The sequence below is a fragment of the Wohlfahrtiimonas sp. XWW7 genome, assembly GCF_056716055.1.
In genome coordinates this window covers 1,420,644-1,438,099 of record NZ_CP168032.1, presented here as the reverse complement: position 1 = coordinate 1,438,099, position 17,456 = coordinate 1,420,644, and the positions used below count along the sequence as shown (strand labels likewise).

Sequence of the window (17,456 nt, the reverse complement as noted above, 5' to 3'; positions counted from 1 at the left end):
GGCTTTGATTTGATATAGGGTGAACTATTTTTATTCACGAACAACTATATCTCCCGCCTTGTGGAGATAGTAGTAATAATAGTAATTCGCAAAAAATTGGTTCATATATTTTCAATTAAAATAATTTCAATAACAAATCGATCATAATCTTTTATTTAAAGATGTCAAGAAGGTTCTACAGATGACTCTTCAAGCCCTAACTTTTTAGCATTGCGTCGTTCAGATAGATCCACAATCTTAGCAGCCACCAAATCTCCAGTGACGTTACCCAATGTAAATACCATATCCACAAGAATATTGATACCTGCTGTCAATGCAACGATTTCAATCGGTAAACCTGCTTGCGCAAATACCGCAGACATTGCAATTAAGCCTGTACCAGGAACACCTGCTGTACCTACAGCTGTCAATGTTCCGATCAAAATGATTGATACCAGCTCAACCATGCCCAATTCCATGCCCATGATTTCTGCGGCAAAAATTACAGCAACACCCAAACGCAATGCTGTACCGTTCATATTCACAGTCGCACCGATTGGCAATGTTAAGTTGGCAATACTTTCATCAATGCCCGCTCTTTTTGCAGCTCTAATTGAGATCGGCAATGTTCCTAAACTACTCGCTGTAACAAATGATGTCAGCATACAATCTTTAATGTCACGATAGAATTGGATCACTTTACCGCCACACAATTTCAAAATGATTGGGTAGAAAACAATGATTAATAAACCAACACCAATGTATGACGTTAAAATAAATTTACCCAACGCAATGACTGTATCCAAACCTTGCGATCCGATCGTTGCTGCTGTGATACCAAACACACCAATCGGTGCATATTCCAAAATACCGCTTAAAATTCTCAACGTCACTTCATTCGCAGATTCTACAAATTTCATGAGCGTATCACCCATTTCTTTATGGGTATCATTCTCTGAATGGCGCATATACAACATTGAAATACCGATGATGATCGCAACAAATACAATTGCAAGAATATTGCCATCAGCAAATGTCTTCACAATATTTGTTGGGATCATATTCAAGATAGTATCAATCAAACCTGGGCGATCAGGAACGGAAATGGTTGCACCTGTATCTAATTTCACACCAGCACCAGGATTCATAAATTTTGCAACCACAATACCAATGGCGACAGACAATGCCGTTGTCACAACATAAATCGGGAAAACTTTAACGCCGATGCGCCCTAATTCAGTAGGACTTGAATGATTCACTGCAACCAACAATGACAAAAAAATGAGCGGAATAACGATCATTTTCAATAAATTCATAAACACAACACCGAGCGGTGAAAAAATTGAGCTTTGTGGGCCTAGTACAACACCAAAAACCAATCCAAGAATAAAACCTACTGTAATTTTGAGCATAAAAGATTTGCTCATATACCAATTCCACAACAACTTCACTACATACCTCCCTAAAAACATTTTTATGTTTTGTCGACTATACTATCTACGAAAAGACTGATGTAATCGACAAAATGCTGATATAAAAGCTCTTCAGCATTATTGATTAGCATAACCTATTTTATTGATCTAGGTCATACAGTCGGGTAGATTAGTAGTAAATGTGTCATAATTGCAAACGAGCTTTCCGCATTAATTCATTCCATATTGGATTGAACACTAGATTTATATTTTTAAGGATACAATGTATGAACCTTTCACAAATACCGCGCAAACAAATCCCATCTATGGCTTCTTTGCAGTGTTTTGAAGCCTCCGCGCGCTATTTAAGCTTCACTCAAGCAGCTGAAGAACTGTTTTTAACACAAAGTGCTGTCAGTAAACAAGTGGCACAATTAGAAGCAACATTACAAACAAATTTATTTTATAGGGTTCGTAAGCGTTTAAAGCTCTCCGCAGCAGGTGCTGCATATTTACCAGAAGTGCGAAAAATTCTAGGCATTGTCGAAGATTCCACACTACATATGCTGACTTATGGCGGTGATCGTGAAATTTTAAGTTTAGCGGCACATCCAACATTTGGCGCCCGCTGGCTCATCCCAGCACTCAAAGAGTTTTATGACATTCATCCCAACATTCATTTGAATTTAAAAGATTATGTTCAGCCCTTTGATCTTGCAACAGCGGGCATTGATGTCGCCTTCATTTTTGGTGGTGGCGTTTGGGAAGATATCGAATGCATTAAGCTATTTGACGAATGGATGGTACCTGTTTGTCATCCTAATTTTCTTAAAGATAATGGCCGCGCCATTCAAAAAGTGGAAGATTTCCAACATTACACTCTTCTACAATGCCAATCTCGTGTGGCATCTTGGTTTTTATATTTCTCAAGCCAAGGCGCAACCATTGATCACTGTTATCAAGGCCCAGAATTTGAAACATGGTTTGCTTGCATTCGTGCAGCAGAGATGGGTTATGGCATCGCTTTAGTGCCAAAATTCTTAGCACAAGATGAATTAGAACGCGGAACTTTAATCATTCCTTGGGATTATGAACTGGATAGCCATGGCGCTTATTATTTAGCATACGAAGCACAATCCATTGATATTCCAAGAATTAAAAAATTCATCACTTGGTTAAAAACCTATTTACAGACGATGCATTCGGTGGAATCGGAAAAAAAGGAATAATTCACAGCTTTTTTTTCGTTTGAACCACTTTCGGATTTTTGATTTGATAGCTCCATCTTATAGCCCAGTTACATTTTTCCAACAGAGAAAAAGTGACTGGTTCTATCACTTGGAGGAATAACATGTCTATCACATCCGCACTATCCATCGTGCATCCTATCACTTTGTCTCACGGTTTGAATGCAACTGTATGGGATGAAAGTGGTCGCGCTTACATCGATTTCGTTGGTGGCATTGGCGTTTTGAACTTAGGCCATTGCAATCCTAAAATTGTTTCTGCCATTACAGAGCAGGTACAAAAATTAACCCATTATGCTTACAATGCTGTGCCACATGGACAGTACCAAAAAGCCATGGATGCATTGGCAAAGTTCATTCCAACTGAACAACCAATGATGGGAATGTTCACGAATTGTGGCGCAGAAGCGACAGAAAATGCCTTGAAAATCGCGCGCTTACAAACTAAACGCACGGGCGTAATCGCATTTGATGGCGGCTTCCATGGCCGAACATTGGCCGCATTGAATCTTAACGGTAAAGTTGCCCCTTATAAACAAGGTGTTGGCCCATTGCCTGGCCCTGTTTATCACTTACCTTTCCCAAGTCAAGATACTGGCGTAAGTGCGGCAGATGCAAAAGCAGCATTGGCGCGTTTACTCAGCGTAGAAGTCGATGTTCAAAACATCGCATGTATCTTCGTAGAACCAGTTCAAGGTGAAGCAGGATTCCAACTATTTGATCGTGAATTCGCACAATACTTACGTGAATTCTGTGATCAAAACGGCATTTTATTGGTATTGGATGAAATTCAATCAGGCTTTGGGCGCACAGGCAAACGCTTTGGCTTTGAACATTTAGGCATTGAACCTGATCTATTATTGCTTGCAAAAAGTATCGCTGGTGGAATGCCTTTGGGCGCTGTCATGGGTAAAGAACATCTCATGAACAATCTTCCTAAAGGTAGCTTAGGTGGTACATATTCAGGCAATCCTGTTGCATGTGCAGCGGCATTAGCAACGATGGAAATCATGTCAGATGCTGAACAACTAGCTCAATGGAATCAGCAGTACACTCAAACAATCGAAAAATATCATGCGCAATGGCAAGCTGAAGGGTTAACTTGTGTTGGCCCATTAACTGGCGTGGATGCAATGCGTGGCATTACTTTATTGAATCAAGATGGTTCAGCAGGCACAGAAGTACTCGCAAAAGTATTAAAAAGCGCACGTGAACGCGGTTTGTTATTGATGCCAAGCGGTAAAAGCCGAAACATCATCCGTTTATTGGCACCGCTGACGATCGAACCTGAAACACTAGAACAAGGCTTAAACATCCTAGGCGAATGTTTAGCCGAAGCAATTCACCAATAATAATATTAAGCAGTTCATTTGGAGGAACTCATGTCAACTACAGATTTTATCTCCCCTGATTTAATTAGGGCTAAATTTTCAAGAGCAATGTCCCACATGTACCGTGATGAAGTGCCATTGTATGGCGACTTGATGCAATTAGTGGCAGATGTCAACAAAACAACATTGGACAACAATCCATTGCTCAATAAGCATTTAATCCAAACAGGCGAAATCGAGCGCCTAGATGAAGAGCGCCACGGTGCAATTCGTTTAGGTACAGCACAAGAATTACACACAATGCGCCGTTTATTCTCAGTGATGGGCATGTTCCCAGTGGGTTACTATGACTTAACACCAGCGGGCGTACCTGTTCACTCAACAGCATTCCGTGCGATTCATGAAGATTCTTTGAATGTGAGCCCATTCCGTGTATTCACATCATTATTGCGCCTAGAATTGATTGATGATGCGGATCTACAAAAAGAAGCCAAAGAAATTTTGTCTCAACGTAACATCTTTACAGATGGCGCAATGCGCTTGATCGAAAAGAATGAGAAAGAAGGCGGCTTGAATGAAGCGGATGCAGATGCATTCATTCAAGAAGTGTTAGAAACTTTCCGTTGGCACTCTGATGCAACAGTCACAGCAGCACAATATCAATCATTGCATGATCAACATCGCTTAATTGCGGACGTTGTGGCATTCAAAGGCCCACACATTAACCATTTGACACCAAGAACCGTTGATATTGATATGGTTCAAGAGTTAATGCCAAAACGTGGCATCACACCAAAAGCCGTTGTGGAAGGTCCTCCTGCACGTCAATGCCCTATTTTGCTTCGTCAAACAAGCTTTAAGGCATTGCAAGAAAATGTACGCTTCACAGATCAAGCCGCAGATGAGAGCACAGGCAATCATACTGCTCGCTTCGGTGAAATCGAACAGCGCGGTGCAGCATTAACACCAAAAGGCCGAGTATTATATGATCAATTATTGAATCAAACGCGCGCGGAAATTGGTGCAACGTCTGAATCTAATGCTGATCAATACCGTGCAGCTTTGGCAAAGCATTTCCAAGCATTCCCAGATAGCTACAAAGAGTTGCATGACAATAAATTAGCTTATTTTGCTTACTATCCAACGCAAGATGGCATCGCAAAAGCAGGTTCATATGCCGCTGATGCAACGATTGAAGAATTAATCGAAGCTGGTGCAATCAGCTATGAACCAATCGTTTATGAAGATTTCTTGCCAGTGAGCGCAGCGGGTATTTTCCAATCTAACTTGGGCGATAATGCACAAGCGGAATATACAATCAGCTCGAACCAAGAAGAGTTCATGAGAGATTTAGGCTCTAAAACAATCGATGAATTAGAGTTGTATGCTTTATCCCAAGCGCGTTCGTGGGAAGCATGTAAAAAAGCACTTGCGATTTAATTAACGCATGCGCTAAAAAGCAAATGGTGTTCCTCCCGCCATTTGCTTTTTTTCGTGGCATAATAACCCACTACGTTATGCAGTCACTGAGGATATGATCGAATGGCAACATTATTAAACTATAAAATCACCCAACCTGAAACCGAGCTTCATGCAACACCGATTTTGTTGATTCATGGCCTGTTTGGCGATATGAATAACCTTGGTATGATCGCACGCGGTTTGACGGATTACACAACCATCCAAGTGGATGCGCGTAATCATGGTGATTCTTTCCATTCTGACGCAATGAATTATTCTGCAATGGCACAAGACATCGTTGCCCTGCTTGATACTTTGAATATTCCTGAAGTTACTATTATCGGCCATTCTATGGGCGGTAAAGTTACAATGAAAGTCACGGAATATATTCCTGAAAAAATCAAAAACCTCATTGTGATTGATGTTGCGCCTGTGGCTTACAATGTGCATCGTCATACTGAAATCTTTGCAGCATTGAATGCTGTGAGCGATGCTAAAGTCACAGATCGTAAAGAAGCGGCTGAGTTAATGCGTACGATTTTAGATGAAGAATTTGTGATTCAATTCTTATTGAAATCATTCAAGCAAGGCGCTTGGAAATTTAATGTGGCAACCTTACAAGATCGCTATTTAGAGATCATTGGTTGGCAGGATGTACCAACATTCACCAAGCCAACTTTATTTATCATTGGCGGTGAATCTGGTTATGTTCGCAAAGAAGATCAAGCATTGATCACAGCACAATTCCCTAATGCGACTGCAAAAGTGATCGCGGGCGCTGGTCATTGGGTTCATGCTCAAAAAACGGATGCTGTGCTCCGCACAATTCATACGTTTTTAGATTAAACACATAGCTAATAGCAGTTATTCATTATAATATGTAATTACATTTTCTGTTAATCATTAAAGGTTCTTCATGGCTAATGTAGCTCTTGATCACTTGCCAAGTGCGTTAATTTCTCAAATTTCTAATATTATTAATGTCAATCCACAAGATGTTATACAGGATATAAAGGCAAAAGGGTTGCCTGTTGATACTTTTGATGATTTAAATACTAATATAATTATCAAAAACTACCGAAGAATTGAAGATATGTCTCAATCTTATTGCAACTATGCTGCTAGAAATAGTGCTGTTACGGGTTTAGCATCAGGTTTCGGTGGATGGACAACTATGATTACAATTGGTGGGGTCGATATTTTAAATATGGCCGCCCAATTATATAGACTAAATCAAAGAGTTGCATATTTAAATGGTTTTAATCCCAATAATCCTCATGATTCTGAATTAACCAAAGAAATTTATTTATATTCATTGGGATTTGATAGAGCAGCTGTTGCTAGCATGCAAGCAATAATGACCAAAGCTGCAAATATTGCAGGAAAAAAAGGAGCTAACTCAAACCATATACTCAAATTTATCATACAAGTCGCCTCAATATTGGGGGTACAATTAAACACAAAACAAGCTGCTAAATATATCCCTATCGTAGGTGGGGTTTTAGGTGGCGGGATCAACTATACTTTTGCTAAAAAAACAGCAACTGCTATTCAGAAACGATATAAAGAAGAGTTTTTTCGTAGAGTACAAACTGAACTCATTAATGCTAATAGTTCAGCTGAATAAACTACTATAAACTTGTATCATAAAACAACTTCTTCTCGCCCATATTCTCAATCTATTGCTTTTGTGCTATGTTCAGAAAGTAGTCAAAAATAATTACAATTGGGAGGACGAAGGTTTATGAGAACAAGTAAAATTTTATTGTTATTGTCAGTTTTGATGCCATTTTCAATCGGCACATTATCCTTGGCAGAAAAAGCCAATAAGCGCGTGGCAATCACTGCGATTGTAGAGCATCCTGCATTGGATCAAGCACGCCAAGGTGTAATTGATGAACTGAAAGATGCAGGCTATGTGGAAGGTCAAAACTTAACAGTAGAATTCCAAAGCGCACAAGGCAACACAGCAACCGCAGCGCAAATCGCCAAAAAATACGCAGGTGATAATCCTGACGTGATCGTAGGCATCGGCACACCAAGCGCACAAGCATTGATTGCATCTACAAGAACAGTACCAATCGTTTATACCGCTGTGACAGATCCTGTGGCTGCTAACTTAGTGAGAAGCTGGGAAGCAACAGGCGGTAATGTGACAGGTGTTTCGGATCATTTACCTTTAGAACCACAAGTAGAATTAATTAAAGCTGTTGTGCCTACTGTGAAAAATGTGGGTTTCGTTTATAGCCCAGGTGAAGTGAACTCAACGATTGTATTGAAAGAACTTCAAGAAGTTTTAGATAAAGATGGCATTAAAGTTGTGGCAGCGCCAGCGCAACGCACGACAGACATTTCAACTGCTGTCAAAAGCTTACAAGGCCGCGTGGATGTGATTTACACAAGTACAGATAACAACGTGGTTTCTGCTTATGAATCCATGTATCAAGCTGCTGTACAAACTAAAATCCCATTGATTGCATCAGATACTTCATCTGCTGAACGTGGTGCAGTTGCAGCTTTAGGCGGTGATTATTATGGCATGGGCAGACAAACAGGCAAATTGGTTGTGCGCATTTTAGAAGGTGAAAAAGCAGGTGATATTCCTTCTGAAAAACCACAGAAAACACAATTGTATGTCAATTTAAAAGCAGCAAAACAACAAGGCGCAACATTGCCACAATCTATGATTGACTCGGCAACTAAGGTAATTGAGTAAATTTTTCTGGAGCATTAATGTCTTTAATTTCTTTATTTGGCGCCTTGGAAGTTGGGCTAATCTACGGATTGGTTGCCCTTGGCGTCTTAATTTCATTTCGTATCTTAAACTTCCCTGACTTAACCGCCGATGGTAGCTTTCCTTTAGGCGGTGCGATTTGTGCCATTTGTATCGTTTCTGGCATGAATCCTTGGCTCGCAACATTACTTGGCACATTAGGCGGCGCAATGGCGGGCTTTGTCACAGCTTGGCTCAATGTTTCATTAAGAATCATGCAATTATTGGCAAGTATTTTAGTGATGATTGCGCTTTATTCTGTGAACCTACGCATTATGGGCGCGCCCAACGTGCCGATCATTTGGGATCCAACGATTTTCAGCCCATTCATTGCAGAGGATTACAGCAATCAGTTTTGGGTAAAGCCTTTGATCATCTTATTATTTGTGATTGCAATTAAGCTGTTATTAGACAGATTCTTTAAAAGCCAAACAGGTTTATCACTCCGTGCAACGGGCGCTAATCCTCGTATGTCCCGCGCGCAAGGCATCAATACTAATGTCATGACTTATCTCGGCATGATGTTATCGAATGCATTGATTGCTTTGGGCGGTGCTTTATATGTGCAAACGCAAGGCGGAGCTGATATTTCCATCGGCATTGGTACAATCGTGATTGGATTAGCTGCTGTGATCATTGGTGAAACACTCATCACTTCAAGAAAGATCTTCTGGATCACACTTTCAGTGATCGTGGGTGCAATCTTATATCGCTTATTCATTGCTTTAGCATTGCACAGCGGGCCACTCAATAAAATCGGTATTGGCGCGCAGGACTTAAACTTAATCACAGCCGTTTTAGTGGTGATCGCCTTGGTATTGCCACAAATCAAAACAAAATTTAAAAGAATGAGAAGGAGAAAATCAAAATGATGCAATTAAAAGATATTCGTGTCGTTTTTAATGAGGATACTCCTTTAGAAAATATCGCCATTAAAAAGATCAACTTAACAATTCGTGAAGGTGAATTTGTCACGGTGATCGGCAGTAATGGTGCAGGTAAATCCACATTATTGAATGTAATCAGCGGTGATATTCCTGTCACGGAAGGCACAATCAAAATCAATGATATTGATGTGACGAATCATTCTGTTTCCAAGCGTGCCAATATGGTGGCGCGTGTTTTCCAAGATCCGATGGTGGGCACTTGCGAAGCATTGACCATTGAAGAAAATATGGCGCTTGCTTATGGCAGAAGCAATGAATCAGGTTTGGGATTGGGTTCGGCTATCACAGAAGAGCGTAGAAAAATCTTCCGTGAACACTTGGCAACATTGAATTTAGGCTTAGAAAATCGCTTGGGCGATAGCATGGGATTATTATCAGGTGGGCAACGCCAAGCCATTAGCTTACTAATGTCTTCCCTGCAACCTTCTAAAATTTTATTATTGGATGAACATACTGCCGCGCTTGATCCTAAAACTGCATCTTTCGTTTTACAATTGACGGATAAAATCGTGCGCCAAAATAAGCTCACAACATTGATGGTAACCCATTCAATGCAACAGGCTTTAACCTATGGCACAAGAACCATCATGCTGCATCAAGGGGAAATCATGCTGGATGTCTCAGGCGAAGTTCGTGAGAATTTAAGCATTTCTGATCTTTTAGAACTCTTTGAACACAAAAAAGGCACCAAAGTGAGCGATGATGCCTTATTGCTAGGTTAAATATTTTTAAATACATAAGCATCATCTTTCAGGATGATGCTTATTTTATATGACTATTTTTTATTTCTTCGCCGCAGGCTTTTGAATCAAATCAAATGTTAAATCCCAAAATTTATCTTCGTCAATCGTATGAACAATTTTTGCAACTTGTGTGCCCAATGGCCCTTGAATCGTATAAGCCAAGCTTCTGCCATAATCCTGCGTATATTCAGTGTTCACATCAATCCATTGATTTTTCGATTCTGTAATAATAGATGGATCAATGATAATTGCTGAAACCAATAAATCCCAAACATACGATGTTGCTTTTGGATTTTGGAATTTACGCTCGTACCAGCTCGTGACAAACATATCTTTTAATGCTGGATACAACTGCGGCAATGCTTTCATTTTTTCGTAGCGGTCTTTCGTCACAAAGACTTTATCTGTCACATCTAAACCCACAACGATTTGCTCTTTAAACGGTGCTCGCACGCACATTTTTGCAGCTTCAGGATCAAACCACCAATTAAATTCAGCGGCTGGCGATGTATTACCTGGCACTTCAAAAGCGCCACCCATATAAATGATACGCTTCACTAATGGAATAATGTCAGGATCCTTTCGGATTGCCATTGCGACATTCGTACAGGGCCCAATTGCTGCAATCGTCACTTGATTAGGATTTTTATGAATCGTATCAATGATAAAGTCCACAGCATCACGTTCGATTGGCTTCATTTTAGGTGGCTCGAGATAGATCTTTTTATAAAATTCATCCCATGCTTTTGGTTCACCTGTTGAGCGTTCATCATAACCCAATGAACCTAAGTAATTAGAAGGCCCAATACCAAACATTTGTTGCTCTAATTGAATCCCTTCATGACGGCTTGCTCGGAATGGATAGCGAATTCCCTCCACAACTGGTACATCCATACGATCAATCACTTCCAATTGCCTAATAGCATAAGCAGTACCTTCTCGTGACCAAGTATTGCCCGAAACAGTTGTTACACCGAGAAGATCCACTTTATCGGAATTAGCCAACATAATCATGGCTAAACCATCATCAAAAAGCTCCACCATATCTGTATCTAGAATTACTTTTTCTTTTGCCATCGTCATCGCCATAGAAGTTGCCAATACTGCTGTCGTTAATAATACTTTTTTCAGTGCCATATTATCTCCTAAACCAACGTGTAATGAATGTGAATGAGACCTGCCCGCGGCGCACTTGATCCAAAAATACTGCAAGAATAATCACAACGCCAATGATCAATCTTTGTGAGTAAGATGCAACATTAAGTAATGTTAAACCATTTTGTAAAACACCCATGATCAACGCACCAATCGCTGTACCAATCACAGAACCCACGCCACCCACTAAACTTGTACCACCGATAACAGTGGCTGCAATTGCATCTAGCTCATAGCCTTCACCTGCGATCGGTTGCGCTGCATTTAATCGCCCTACCAATATTACTGCGCCCAATGCAGCTAAACCACCATTGATAATGTACGCACGAATTTCTAGCCAAGCAACATTGATCCCTGATAAACGTACCGCTTCACGATTCCCTCCGAGCGCATAAATTTGTCGCCCAAAACGTGTCTGAGTTAATACATAATAGCTCACCATCACGACAGCAAAAGCGATGATCACAGGCACAGGTAAACTGAAACTTTCTGTGACAGGAATTTTGCCGTTACCTAAATAACGCAAGGATTGCGGGAAGCTATAAAGCGTTTTACCACCTGCGATTGTCAATGCTAAACCACGTGCAATCCCCATCATTCCTAACGTTGCAATGAATGGTGGTACTTTCATACACACAATCACAAAGCCATTAATTAAACCACACATTGTTCCCACTAAAATTGCCCCGATGATGGATAGAGCAACCACTAAAAGCACCATGAATTGTGAAGGATCTTGCCCGATCCACTTCATGCCAGCATGGATGAATGTACCTAAGCAAACTGCACTTAACGCCACAATTGAGCCAACGGACAAGTCAATTCCGCCCGTTAAAATCACATAAGTCATGCCTGTCGCGATGATGGAAATTGTCGCCACTTGCAATAGGATATTCACGATATTATTCGTTTTTAAGAACACAGGCGAAGCAAAGCTCATACCTATCACAAGCCCAACTAAAACGAGCCCAATCCCCAAATTAGAAATAATAGATAATGCAGATGATTTTGTTAGTTTTTGCATAATTATGTCACCTAAATATTTTAAATTCTTCGATTAATGGATTTATACGCCCACCATTAAGTGCATTAATTTCTCTTCTGATGCATCTTTTCTTAAAACCTCGCCTACCATTTTGCCTTGTCGCATGACCATAATTCGGTTAGATAGCGCCAACAATTCAGGTAAATCAGAAGAAACCATCACAACTGTGCCACCTTCTTGAGTGAATTCACGCATCAAATCATAGATTTCTGCCTTAGCACCTACATCTATACCGCGCGTTGGCTCATCGAAAAAAAGAATTTTCACGCCACTTTCTAACCAACGGGCTAGCACAACTTTTTGCTGATTGCCACCTGACAATGTCCCTGCTGTTTGCTCTTGGCTACTTGCCACAACGCGAAGCTTATCCAAATTCTGTTGCACACATGCTTTCTCTTTTTTCTGGTCAATGAATAAGCCATTCCATAATCTATGTAAGATGGGCAATGTCACATTTTTACGGATGCTTGTACCCAGCACTAAACCCTGCCCTTTGCGATCTTCCGTTAATAATCCAATGCCTGCATCCACCGCATCTTTCGGTGAGCGAATATTTTTCTTTTCACCATCAATATAAATTTCGCCACTGCTTTCATCTGCACCAAACATAGCACGCAAAATTTCTGTTCGCCCTGAACCCACTAAACCCGCAAAACCTAAAATTTCACCTGCATAAACATCGAATGAAAGTCTTTGTACATGAGCATTTTCTAGATTTTTCACACTGATTTTAATATGATTATGATCCGTATAATCCTCTGTGTGTGTTGCTTTAATCTCTCTGCCCACCATTAATTTAATGATTTCATTATTAGTTGTATCTTTATAAAGCATTGTGCCTGTGCGAACGCCATCACGCAAAACAGTTACGCGATCAGCAATGTGATTAAATTCTTCTAAACGATGAGAAATATAGATCATCCCAACGCCCTTTTCTTTCAATTGGTGAATGATTCTAAAAAGCGTTTCCGTATTTTTACGGGAAATGGATGCTGTTGGCTCATCAAAAATAATGATTTTATAATCATGCAAAATCGCTTTCGCAATTTCCACCATCTGTTGCTGCGCGAGGGATAAGCTACTCACTTTAGCATTGGGTGAAATATCGAGCTCCAATTCATCTATGACCTTTTTAGAACGATCATACATCTCCTTCCATTGCATCTGCCCAAAGGCATTATGTTTTTCACTACCTAAAAAAATATTCTCTAAAACTGTGAGCTCAGAAACTAGCAATAACTCTTGGTGAATGAAGCCAATACCTTTTTGTTGAGCTTCTTTAACTGTAGTTGGATTGTAGCTTTCTTCAAATAGCATCATCGAACCACTATTGGCGGGATAAACGCCCGCAATAATCTTGCATAAAGTCGATTTACCAGCACCATTTTCACCCACCAGACAATGGACTTCACCTGAGTGTAACGTAAAATCAACGCCCTTTAATACTTCAACTTGATTAAAGGACTTAGTAATATCATGCATTTCAAAAACAACTTTTCTATCTAGTTCATTCATATCATTATTCTTTTAATTCAATCGTTAATGAAAATTTAAACTGCGGTATAGATTTGCTTGCTTATAAATTTTACTACATAATAGCTATGGTTTGTTGTGATTTCTCTATTTTATACTATATCAATTAATCAGAGGTAAATCCGTATGAAACGTCTATTACAGTCATTAGTAGCAACCGTTACACTTCTCAGCGTCATCGCTTTCGGTCAAGCCGAAAAACCCAAAATTGCCCTTATTATGAAAACACTCAGCAATGAATATTTCATCGCCATGAAAGAAGGTGCAGATAAAGCCGCCAAAGAACAAAATATTGATCTTGTAGTGCAAGTGGCGGAAAAAGAAGATTCCACAGAACAATTAGTCTCATTGGTTGAAAATATGATTGCTTCTAAAGTGGATGCCATCATCGTAACACCCAATGATTCCCACGCTTTCGTCTCTGTGTTCAGTGATTCAGAAAAGGCAGGGATTCCTATCATTGATCTTGATGTAGAGCTAGACAAAGATGCAGCTAAAGCCGCAGGTTTAACTTATTACTATGTTGGCGTGAATAACTTTGAAGGTGGTTATAAATCGGCAAAACGCTTAGTGAATGAATTGGGCGGCAAAGGTAAAGTTGTGATCCTAGAAGGTATTCCTGGCGTTGATAATGGCGAACAGCGTAAAGCAGGCGCTATGAAAGCATTCTCTGAAGCATCAGGAATTGAGGTCGTTGCATCACAAACAGCTAACTGGGAAACAGAACAAGCGTTGAACGTGATGACAAATATCCTAACAGCAAATCCTGATGTTGTGGGCGTGTTTGCAGCGAATGACAATATGGCGATTGGTGCAATCACTGCGATTGAAAATGCTGGTTTAGATGGAAAAATCCTTGTCTCTGGCTATGATGCATTACCATTAGCATTGCAATACATTAAAGAAGGCAAAATGCTCAATACCATTGATCAAGGTCCTGCTGCTCAAGCCGCAAAAGGTTTGGAATTTGCTGTTAAACGCATCAACAAACAAGAAGTACCTGAGCGCTTCTACCAAGATTTAATCGTCATTGATAAAAGCAACGTACAATAACTAGCTAACTCATTCATTAATAATCATAAATAGCCATCATAGTCATGGCTATTTTTTTATGCTTTAAAAACAAAGACTAACCAATCAAAAACAATGTCATTATATTCAACACAAATCAGCAGATTTATAATTTTTATCGGTTTTTAAATAAAAATATTGCATTTTATCAATGATTTTTAGTAAATTTACGTGTTTTATTCAATACAACTTTCGGGATAATGGATGTATAAAAAACTTCAGTACTTTTTTTCTTTACCCACCGCAGGTGGCATCGTTTTAATGATCTCTGCATTATTGGGATTAGTAATCGCCAATAGTCCATTGGCTGACTCATATTTTTCTATTCTAAATAGTTACGTTGCTGGGCTTTCCATCTTGCATTGGGTGAATGATGCTTTCATGGCAATCTTCTTCTTATATGTAGGCTTAGAGCTGAAGCGCGAATTTTTAGTGGGAGAACTAGCGACTAATTCACAACGCATTTTACCTGGGTTAGCTGCATTAGCAGGTTTAGCAGTACCAGCTGTTATCTATTATTACTTCAATAAAGGTGATGCTGCTGCTTTAAATGGCTGGGCAATTCCAACAGCAACAGACATCGCATTTGCATTAGGTATATTAGCGTTATTAGGTAGCCGTGTACCGTTATCATTGAAAGTATTTTTAACAGCGTTAGCGATCATTGATGACTTAGCTGCCATCATTATCATTGCAGTTTTCTACACACAAGAGCTTCATTTAGTTTATTTATTGGGTGCATTAGGCAGCATCATTGCATTAATATTCTTAAACTTTAAGAAAGTAACATCGCCTTATTTATATCTAATTTTTGGTCTGATCTTATGGTTTATGGTATTAAAATCAGGGATTCACGCAACATTGGCTGGCGTAACATTGGCACTAACAATCCCATTGAATAATATCGGAACTAATGCAAAAGGTGAGCCACCATTAATCGCATGGGAGCATAGCTTAAGTAATTGGGTGAGCTTCTTGATCATTCCTATATTTGGTTTTGCCAATGCAGGTGTATCATTTGCTGGTTTAGAATTATCCATGTTAGCGCATCCTGTGGTATTAGGCGTTGCTTTAGGCTTATTCTTCGGTAAACAAATCGGTATTTTTGGTATCGTTTATGTGGGCGAAAAATTAGGGTTATTCAACCGCCCGAATGGCGCGACATGGTTACAAGTCTATGGTGTTGCATTATTATGCGGTATCGGCTTTACAATGAGCTTATTCATCAGCATGTTGGCATTCGTTTCACCTGAATTACAAGACTTGAGCAAAATCGGTGTATTCATCGGTTCATTCTTGTCGGGTGGATTGGGTTATGCAATCTTGAGACTGCATCCTCAGCCAAAAGTGTAAAACATCCGATAGAAAAACAAAATCCCCAAATACCACTATGATATTTGGGGATTTTTTAACTCAGAGTTTTAAATCATAATGCTCATATTATCTTTAGCATCTGAATAATAATCAGGCAAAGATGCTCGATTTTCAGGATCACGCAGCCACATATCCATATCATGACTAATATGCGTTAATATCACATGATCACATGATAAACGGCTTTCTATCTTCTTCACCAAATTAAGATCATTGTGATTACGCGGCGGCGTCTCTTGCGGTGGAAATGTACAATCCAAAATCAAATAATCAAAATGATAAGCCTGTAAGAGCTCATAAGTCTCTTCTGGTAAATCCACCGTATCCGTTAAATATGCCACTGTGCTTCTACTCGTTGCAATCACGTAACCCAAAGTGGGCTTAGAATGTTGCAAATTGACAGCCGTGATTGTAAAACCTTCAAATTCGATTGTTTGACCATGCTTCCAAGGTTTTTGGAAATTCAAAATGCCTGGGTGCTTATAAAGATCAGCAAACCCTTCATCATCCTCTGGACCATAAACAGGAATCGGCTTGCCAAAGCCCCAACGAATGTGCAACAAACCCTGCGCATGATCGCCATGATAGTGTGTTTGGATGATCGCACCGATCTCATCTCGTCTAAAACGCCCCAACATATCTGAAATACCGCAATCAATAAGCATCGTCTGCCCTTCGCATTTCAGCATCACAGAACACGAGCTTCGGCGAAACTCTTTTAAATTATTAGCATCCAAACATACTGGGCAATCACAACCAAAAACTGGCACTTCTGCTGTATCTGATGTTCCAAGAAATGTCAGCTTTAACATATTTCACCTTCTCTCACTCTTAAAATTAATTGAACAAAATCATCCACAACATCTGATAAAGGCTGATTAGCATTCAATTGAAAAATATTATCTATTTGCATATCACTGGTTAAAGCTTCATTGCGCATGATTCGTGCTTCGATCTCCGCTTGAGATTCTCGTGCTCGTCCTTCTAGTCGAGATCTCTGGACTTCTGTATCTAATGTTAATGCGATCGGAACTAATAACTCCGTAAATTTATCTTTCGCCTCTGGCCAATATTCCCTAGAACCATTGAGCAACACAATTTTATTTTCCGTCACATCATTGATCCACTGTTTATCATAAGCATAATGATAACCATTGGCTTGCCAACTCAAGGAAAAACAGTCTTTGACCAATAATTCATTAAAAATCTCTGGCGAGATCACATTATGCTGCTCTGCATCTGCCGTATTCAATATCCTTGTAATATAACGAGGCGGCCGACTCACTTGATCTGTAAAATGTTGACAAATACCTTCAATCACAGAATCCTTACCCGAGCCAGATGGCCCCATTATATAAAATGCATTGCGATGCATAATCACCCTT

The 17,456-nt window shown here is 39.8% G+C and carries 16 protein-coding genes; 10 read left to right on the top strand and 6 right to left on the bottom strand.

Going from position 1 to position 17,456, the window contains the following annotated elements; translation table 11 throughout:
• Positions 1 to 164: 164 nt before the first annotated feature.
• Positions 165 to 1,406: a dicarboxylate/amino acid:cation symporter gene (locus ACA100_RS06910; RefSeq protein WP_481076975.1), complete on the bottom strand. Its 1,242-nt coding sequence runs from the start codon at positions 1,404 to 1,406 to the stop codon at positions 165 to 167.
• 272 nt (positions 1,407 to 1,678) lie between these two features.
• Between ACA100_RS06910 and ACA100_RS06905 the strand changes: the two genes are divergently transcribed.
• The 8 genes from ACA100_RS06905 (at position 1,679) to ACA100_RS06870 (ending at position 9,872) form a co-directional block, all read left to right on the top strand.
• Positions 1,679 to 2,620 (top strand): LysR substrate-binding domain-containing protein, encoded by a 942-nt coding sequence (locus ACA100_RS06905; protein ID WP_481076974.1) that lies wholly within the window; start codon positions 1,679 to 1,681, stop codon positions 2,618 to 2,620.
• A gap of 122 nt (positions 2,621 to 2,742) precedes the next feature.
• The gene (locus ACA100_RS06900) at positions 2,743 to 3,990 is read left to right on the top strand and encodes a 2-aminoadipate transaminase (RefSeq protein ID WP_481076973.1); all 1,248 of its coding nucleotides are present in this window, start codon (positions 2,743 to 2,745) and stop codon (positions 3,988 to 3,990) included.
• Positions 3,991 to 4,020: 30 nt separating this feature from the next.
• Positions 4,021 to 5,409: a 2-oxoadipate dioxygenase/decarboxylase HglS gene (gene hglS, locus ACA100_RS06895; protein WP_481076972.1), complete on the top strand. Its 1,389-nt coding sequence runs from the start codon at positions 4,021 to 4,023 to the stop codon at positions 5,407 to 5,409.
• A 102-nt stretch (positions 5,410 to 5,511) separates the two neighbouring features.
• Entirely contained in the window at positions 5,512 to 6,276 is a 765-nt protein-coding gene (locus ACA100_RS06890) for an alpha/beta fold hydrolase (RefSeq protein WP_481076971.1), read from the top strand.
• Between the two features lie 70 nt (positions 6,277 to 6,346).
• Positions 6,347 to 7,057: an EcsC family protein gene (locus ACA100_RS06885; protein ID WP_481076970.1), complete on the top strand. Its 711-nt coding sequence runs from the start codon at positions 6,347 to 6,349 to the stop codon at positions 7,055 to 7,057.
• A gap of 156 nt (positions 7,058 to 7,213) precedes the next feature.
• Complete coding sequence (locus ACA100_RS06880; RefSeq protein WP_481079118.1) at positions 7,214 to 8,146, top strand: ABC transporter substrate-binding protein; 933 nt, start codon at positions 7,214 to 7,216, stop codon at positions 8,144 to 8,146.
• A 17-nt stretch (positions 8,147 to 8,163) separates the two neighbouring features.
• Complete coding sequence (locus ACA100_RS06875; RefSeq protein WP_481076969.1) at positions 8,164 to 9,075, top strand: ABC transporter permease; 912 nt, start codon at positions 8,164 to 8,166, stop codon at positions 9,073 to 9,075.
• Positions 9,072 to 9,872 carry an ABC transporter ATP-binding protein gene (locus ACA100_RS06870; protein ID WP_481076968.1) on the top strand — a complete coding sequence of 267 codons (801 nt, stop codon included), beginning with the start codon at positions 9,072 to 9,074 and terminating at the stop codon, positions 9,870 to 9,872. Before ACA100_RS06875 ends, ACA100_RS06870 begins: the two co-directional genes overlap by 4 nt.
• 60 nt (positions 9,873 to 9,932) lie before the next feature.
• Here the strand turns inward: ACA100_RS06870 and ACA100_RS06865 are convergent, their stop codons facing one another.
• The 3 genes from ACA100_RS06865 to ACA100_RS06855 are packed head-to-tail and all read right to left on the bottom strand — an operon-like array spanning position 9,933 to position 13,608.
• Complete coding sequence (locus tag ACA100_RS06865) at positions 9,933 to 11,030, bottom strand: nucleoside hydrolase (RefSeq protein ID WP_481076967.1); 1,098 nt, start codon at positions 11,028 to 11,030, stop codon at positions 9,933 to 9,935.
• Position 11,031: 1 nt separating this feature from the next.
• Positions 11,032 to 12,072, bottom strand: coding sequence for an ABC transporter permease (locus ACA100_RS06860; protein WP_481076966.1), 1,041 nt, complete (start codon positions 12,070 to 12,072; stop codon positions 11,032 to 11,034).
• 42 nt (positions 12,073 to 12,114) lie between these two features.
• Complete coding sequence (locus tag ACA100_RS06855; protein WP_481076965.1) at positions 12,115 to 13,608, bottom strand: sugar ABC transporter ATP-binding protein; 1,494 nt, start codon at positions 13,606 to 13,608, stop codon at positions 12,115 to 12,117.
• Between the two features lie 144 nt (positions 13,609 to 13,752).
• Between ACA100_RS06855 and ACA100_RS06850 the strand changes: the two genes are divergently transcribed.
• Both ACA100_RS06850 and nhaA read left to right on the top strand, forming a co-directional pair.
• On the top strand, positions 13,753 to 14,679 hold the full coding sequence (locus tag ACA100_RS06850; RefSeq protein WP_481076964.1) for a substrate-binding domain-containing protein: 927 nt from the start codon (positions 13,753 to 13,755) through the stop codon (positions 14,677 to 14,679).
• 222 nt (positions 14,680 to 14,901) lie between these two features.
• Entirely contained in the window at positions 14,902 to 16,050 is a 1,149-nt protein-coding gene (gene nhaA / locus ACA100_RS06845) for a Na+/H+ antiporter NhaA (RefSeq protein ID WP_481076963.1), read from the top strand.
• Between the two features lie 68 nt (positions 16,051 to 16,118).
• On the opposite strand, the gene phnP is transcribed toward nhaA, so the two are convergent.
• A complete protein-coding gene (gene phnP, locus ACA100_RS06840) occupies positions 16,119 to 16,883 on the bottom strand; it encodes a phosphonate metabolism protein PhnP (RefSeq protein WP_481076962.1) in 765 nt (254 codons plus the stop codon).
• Positions 16,877 to 17,446 carry a hypothetical protein gene (locus ACA100_RS06835; protein ID WP_481076961.1) on the bottom strand — a complete coding sequence of 190 codons (570 nt, stop codon included), beginning with the start codon at positions 17,444 to 17,446 and terminating at the stop codon, positions 16,877 to 16,879. Before ACA100_RS06835 ends, phnP begins: the two co-directional genes overlap by 7 nt.
• Positions 17,447 to 17,456 lie beyond the last annotated feature (10 nt).

Excerpts from the sequence above, each read along its gene's own strand:
- nhaA (WP_481076963.1), top strand. The coding sequence starts at position 14,902 with ATGTATAAAAAACTTCAGTACTTTTTTTCTTTACCCACCGCAGGTGGC.
- ACA100_RS06875 (WP_481076969.1), top strand. The coding sequence starts at position 8,164 with ATGTCTTTAATTTCTTTATTTGGCGCCTTGGAAGTTGGGCTAATCTAC.
- hglS (WP_481076972.1), top strand. The coding sequence starts at position 4,021 with ATGTCAACTACAGATTTTATCTCCCCTGATTTAATTAGGGCTAAATTT.
- phnP (WP_481076962.1), bottom strand. The coding sequence starts at position 16,883 with ATGTTAAAGCTGACATTTCTTGGAACATCAGATACAGCAGAAGTGCCA.
- ACA100_RS06910 (WP_481076975.1), bottom strand. The coding sequence starts at position 1,406 with ATGAGCAAATCTTTTATGCTCAAAATTACAGTAGGTTTTATTCTTGGA.
- ACA100_RS06885 (WP_481076970.1), top strand. The coding sequence starts at position 6,347 with ATGGCTAATGTAGCTCTTGATCACTTGCCAAGTGCGTTAATTTCTCAA.
- ACA100_RS06890 (WP_481076971.1), top strand. The coding sequence starts at position 5,512 with ATGGCAACATTATTAAACTATAAAATCACCCAACCTGAAACCGAGCTT.
- ACA100_RS06880 (WP_481079118.1), top strand. The coding sequence starts at position 7,214 with ATGCCATTTTCAATCGGCACATTATCCTTGGCAGAAAAAGCCAATAAG.
- ACA100_RS06865 (WP_481076967.1), bottom strand. The coding sequence starts at position 11,030 with ATGGCACTGAAAAAAGTATTATTAACGACAGCAGTATTGGCAACTTCT.
- ACA100_RS06870 (WP_481076968.1), top strand. The coding sequence starts at position 9,072 with ATGATGCAATTAAAAGATATTCGTGTCGTTTTTAATGAGGATACTCCT.
- ACA100_RS06835 (WP_481076961.1), bottom strand. The coding sequence starts at position 17,446 with ATGCATCGCAATGCATTTTATATAATGGGGCCATCTGGCTCGGGTAAG.
- ACA100_RS06900 (WP_481076973.1), top strand. The coding sequence starts at position 2,743 with ATGTCTATCACATCCGCACTATCCATCGTGCATCCTATCACTTTGTCT.
- ACA100_RS06905 (WP_481076974.1), top strand. The coding sequence starts at position 1,679 with ATGAACCTTTCACAAATACCGCGCAAACAAATCCCATCTATGGCTTCT.
- ACA100_RS06860 (WP_481076966.1), bottom strand. The coding sequence starts at position 12,072 with ATGCAAAAACTAACAAAATCATCTGCATTATCTATTATTTCTAATTTG.
- ACA100_RS06855 (WP_481076965.1), bottom strand. The coding sequence starts at position 13,608 with ATGAATGAACTAGATAGAAAAGTTGTTTTTGAAATGCATGATATTACT.
- ACA100_RS06850 (WP_481076964.1), top strand. The coding sequence starts at position 13,753 with ATGAAACGTCTATTACAGTCATTAGTAGCAACCGTTACACTTCTCAGC.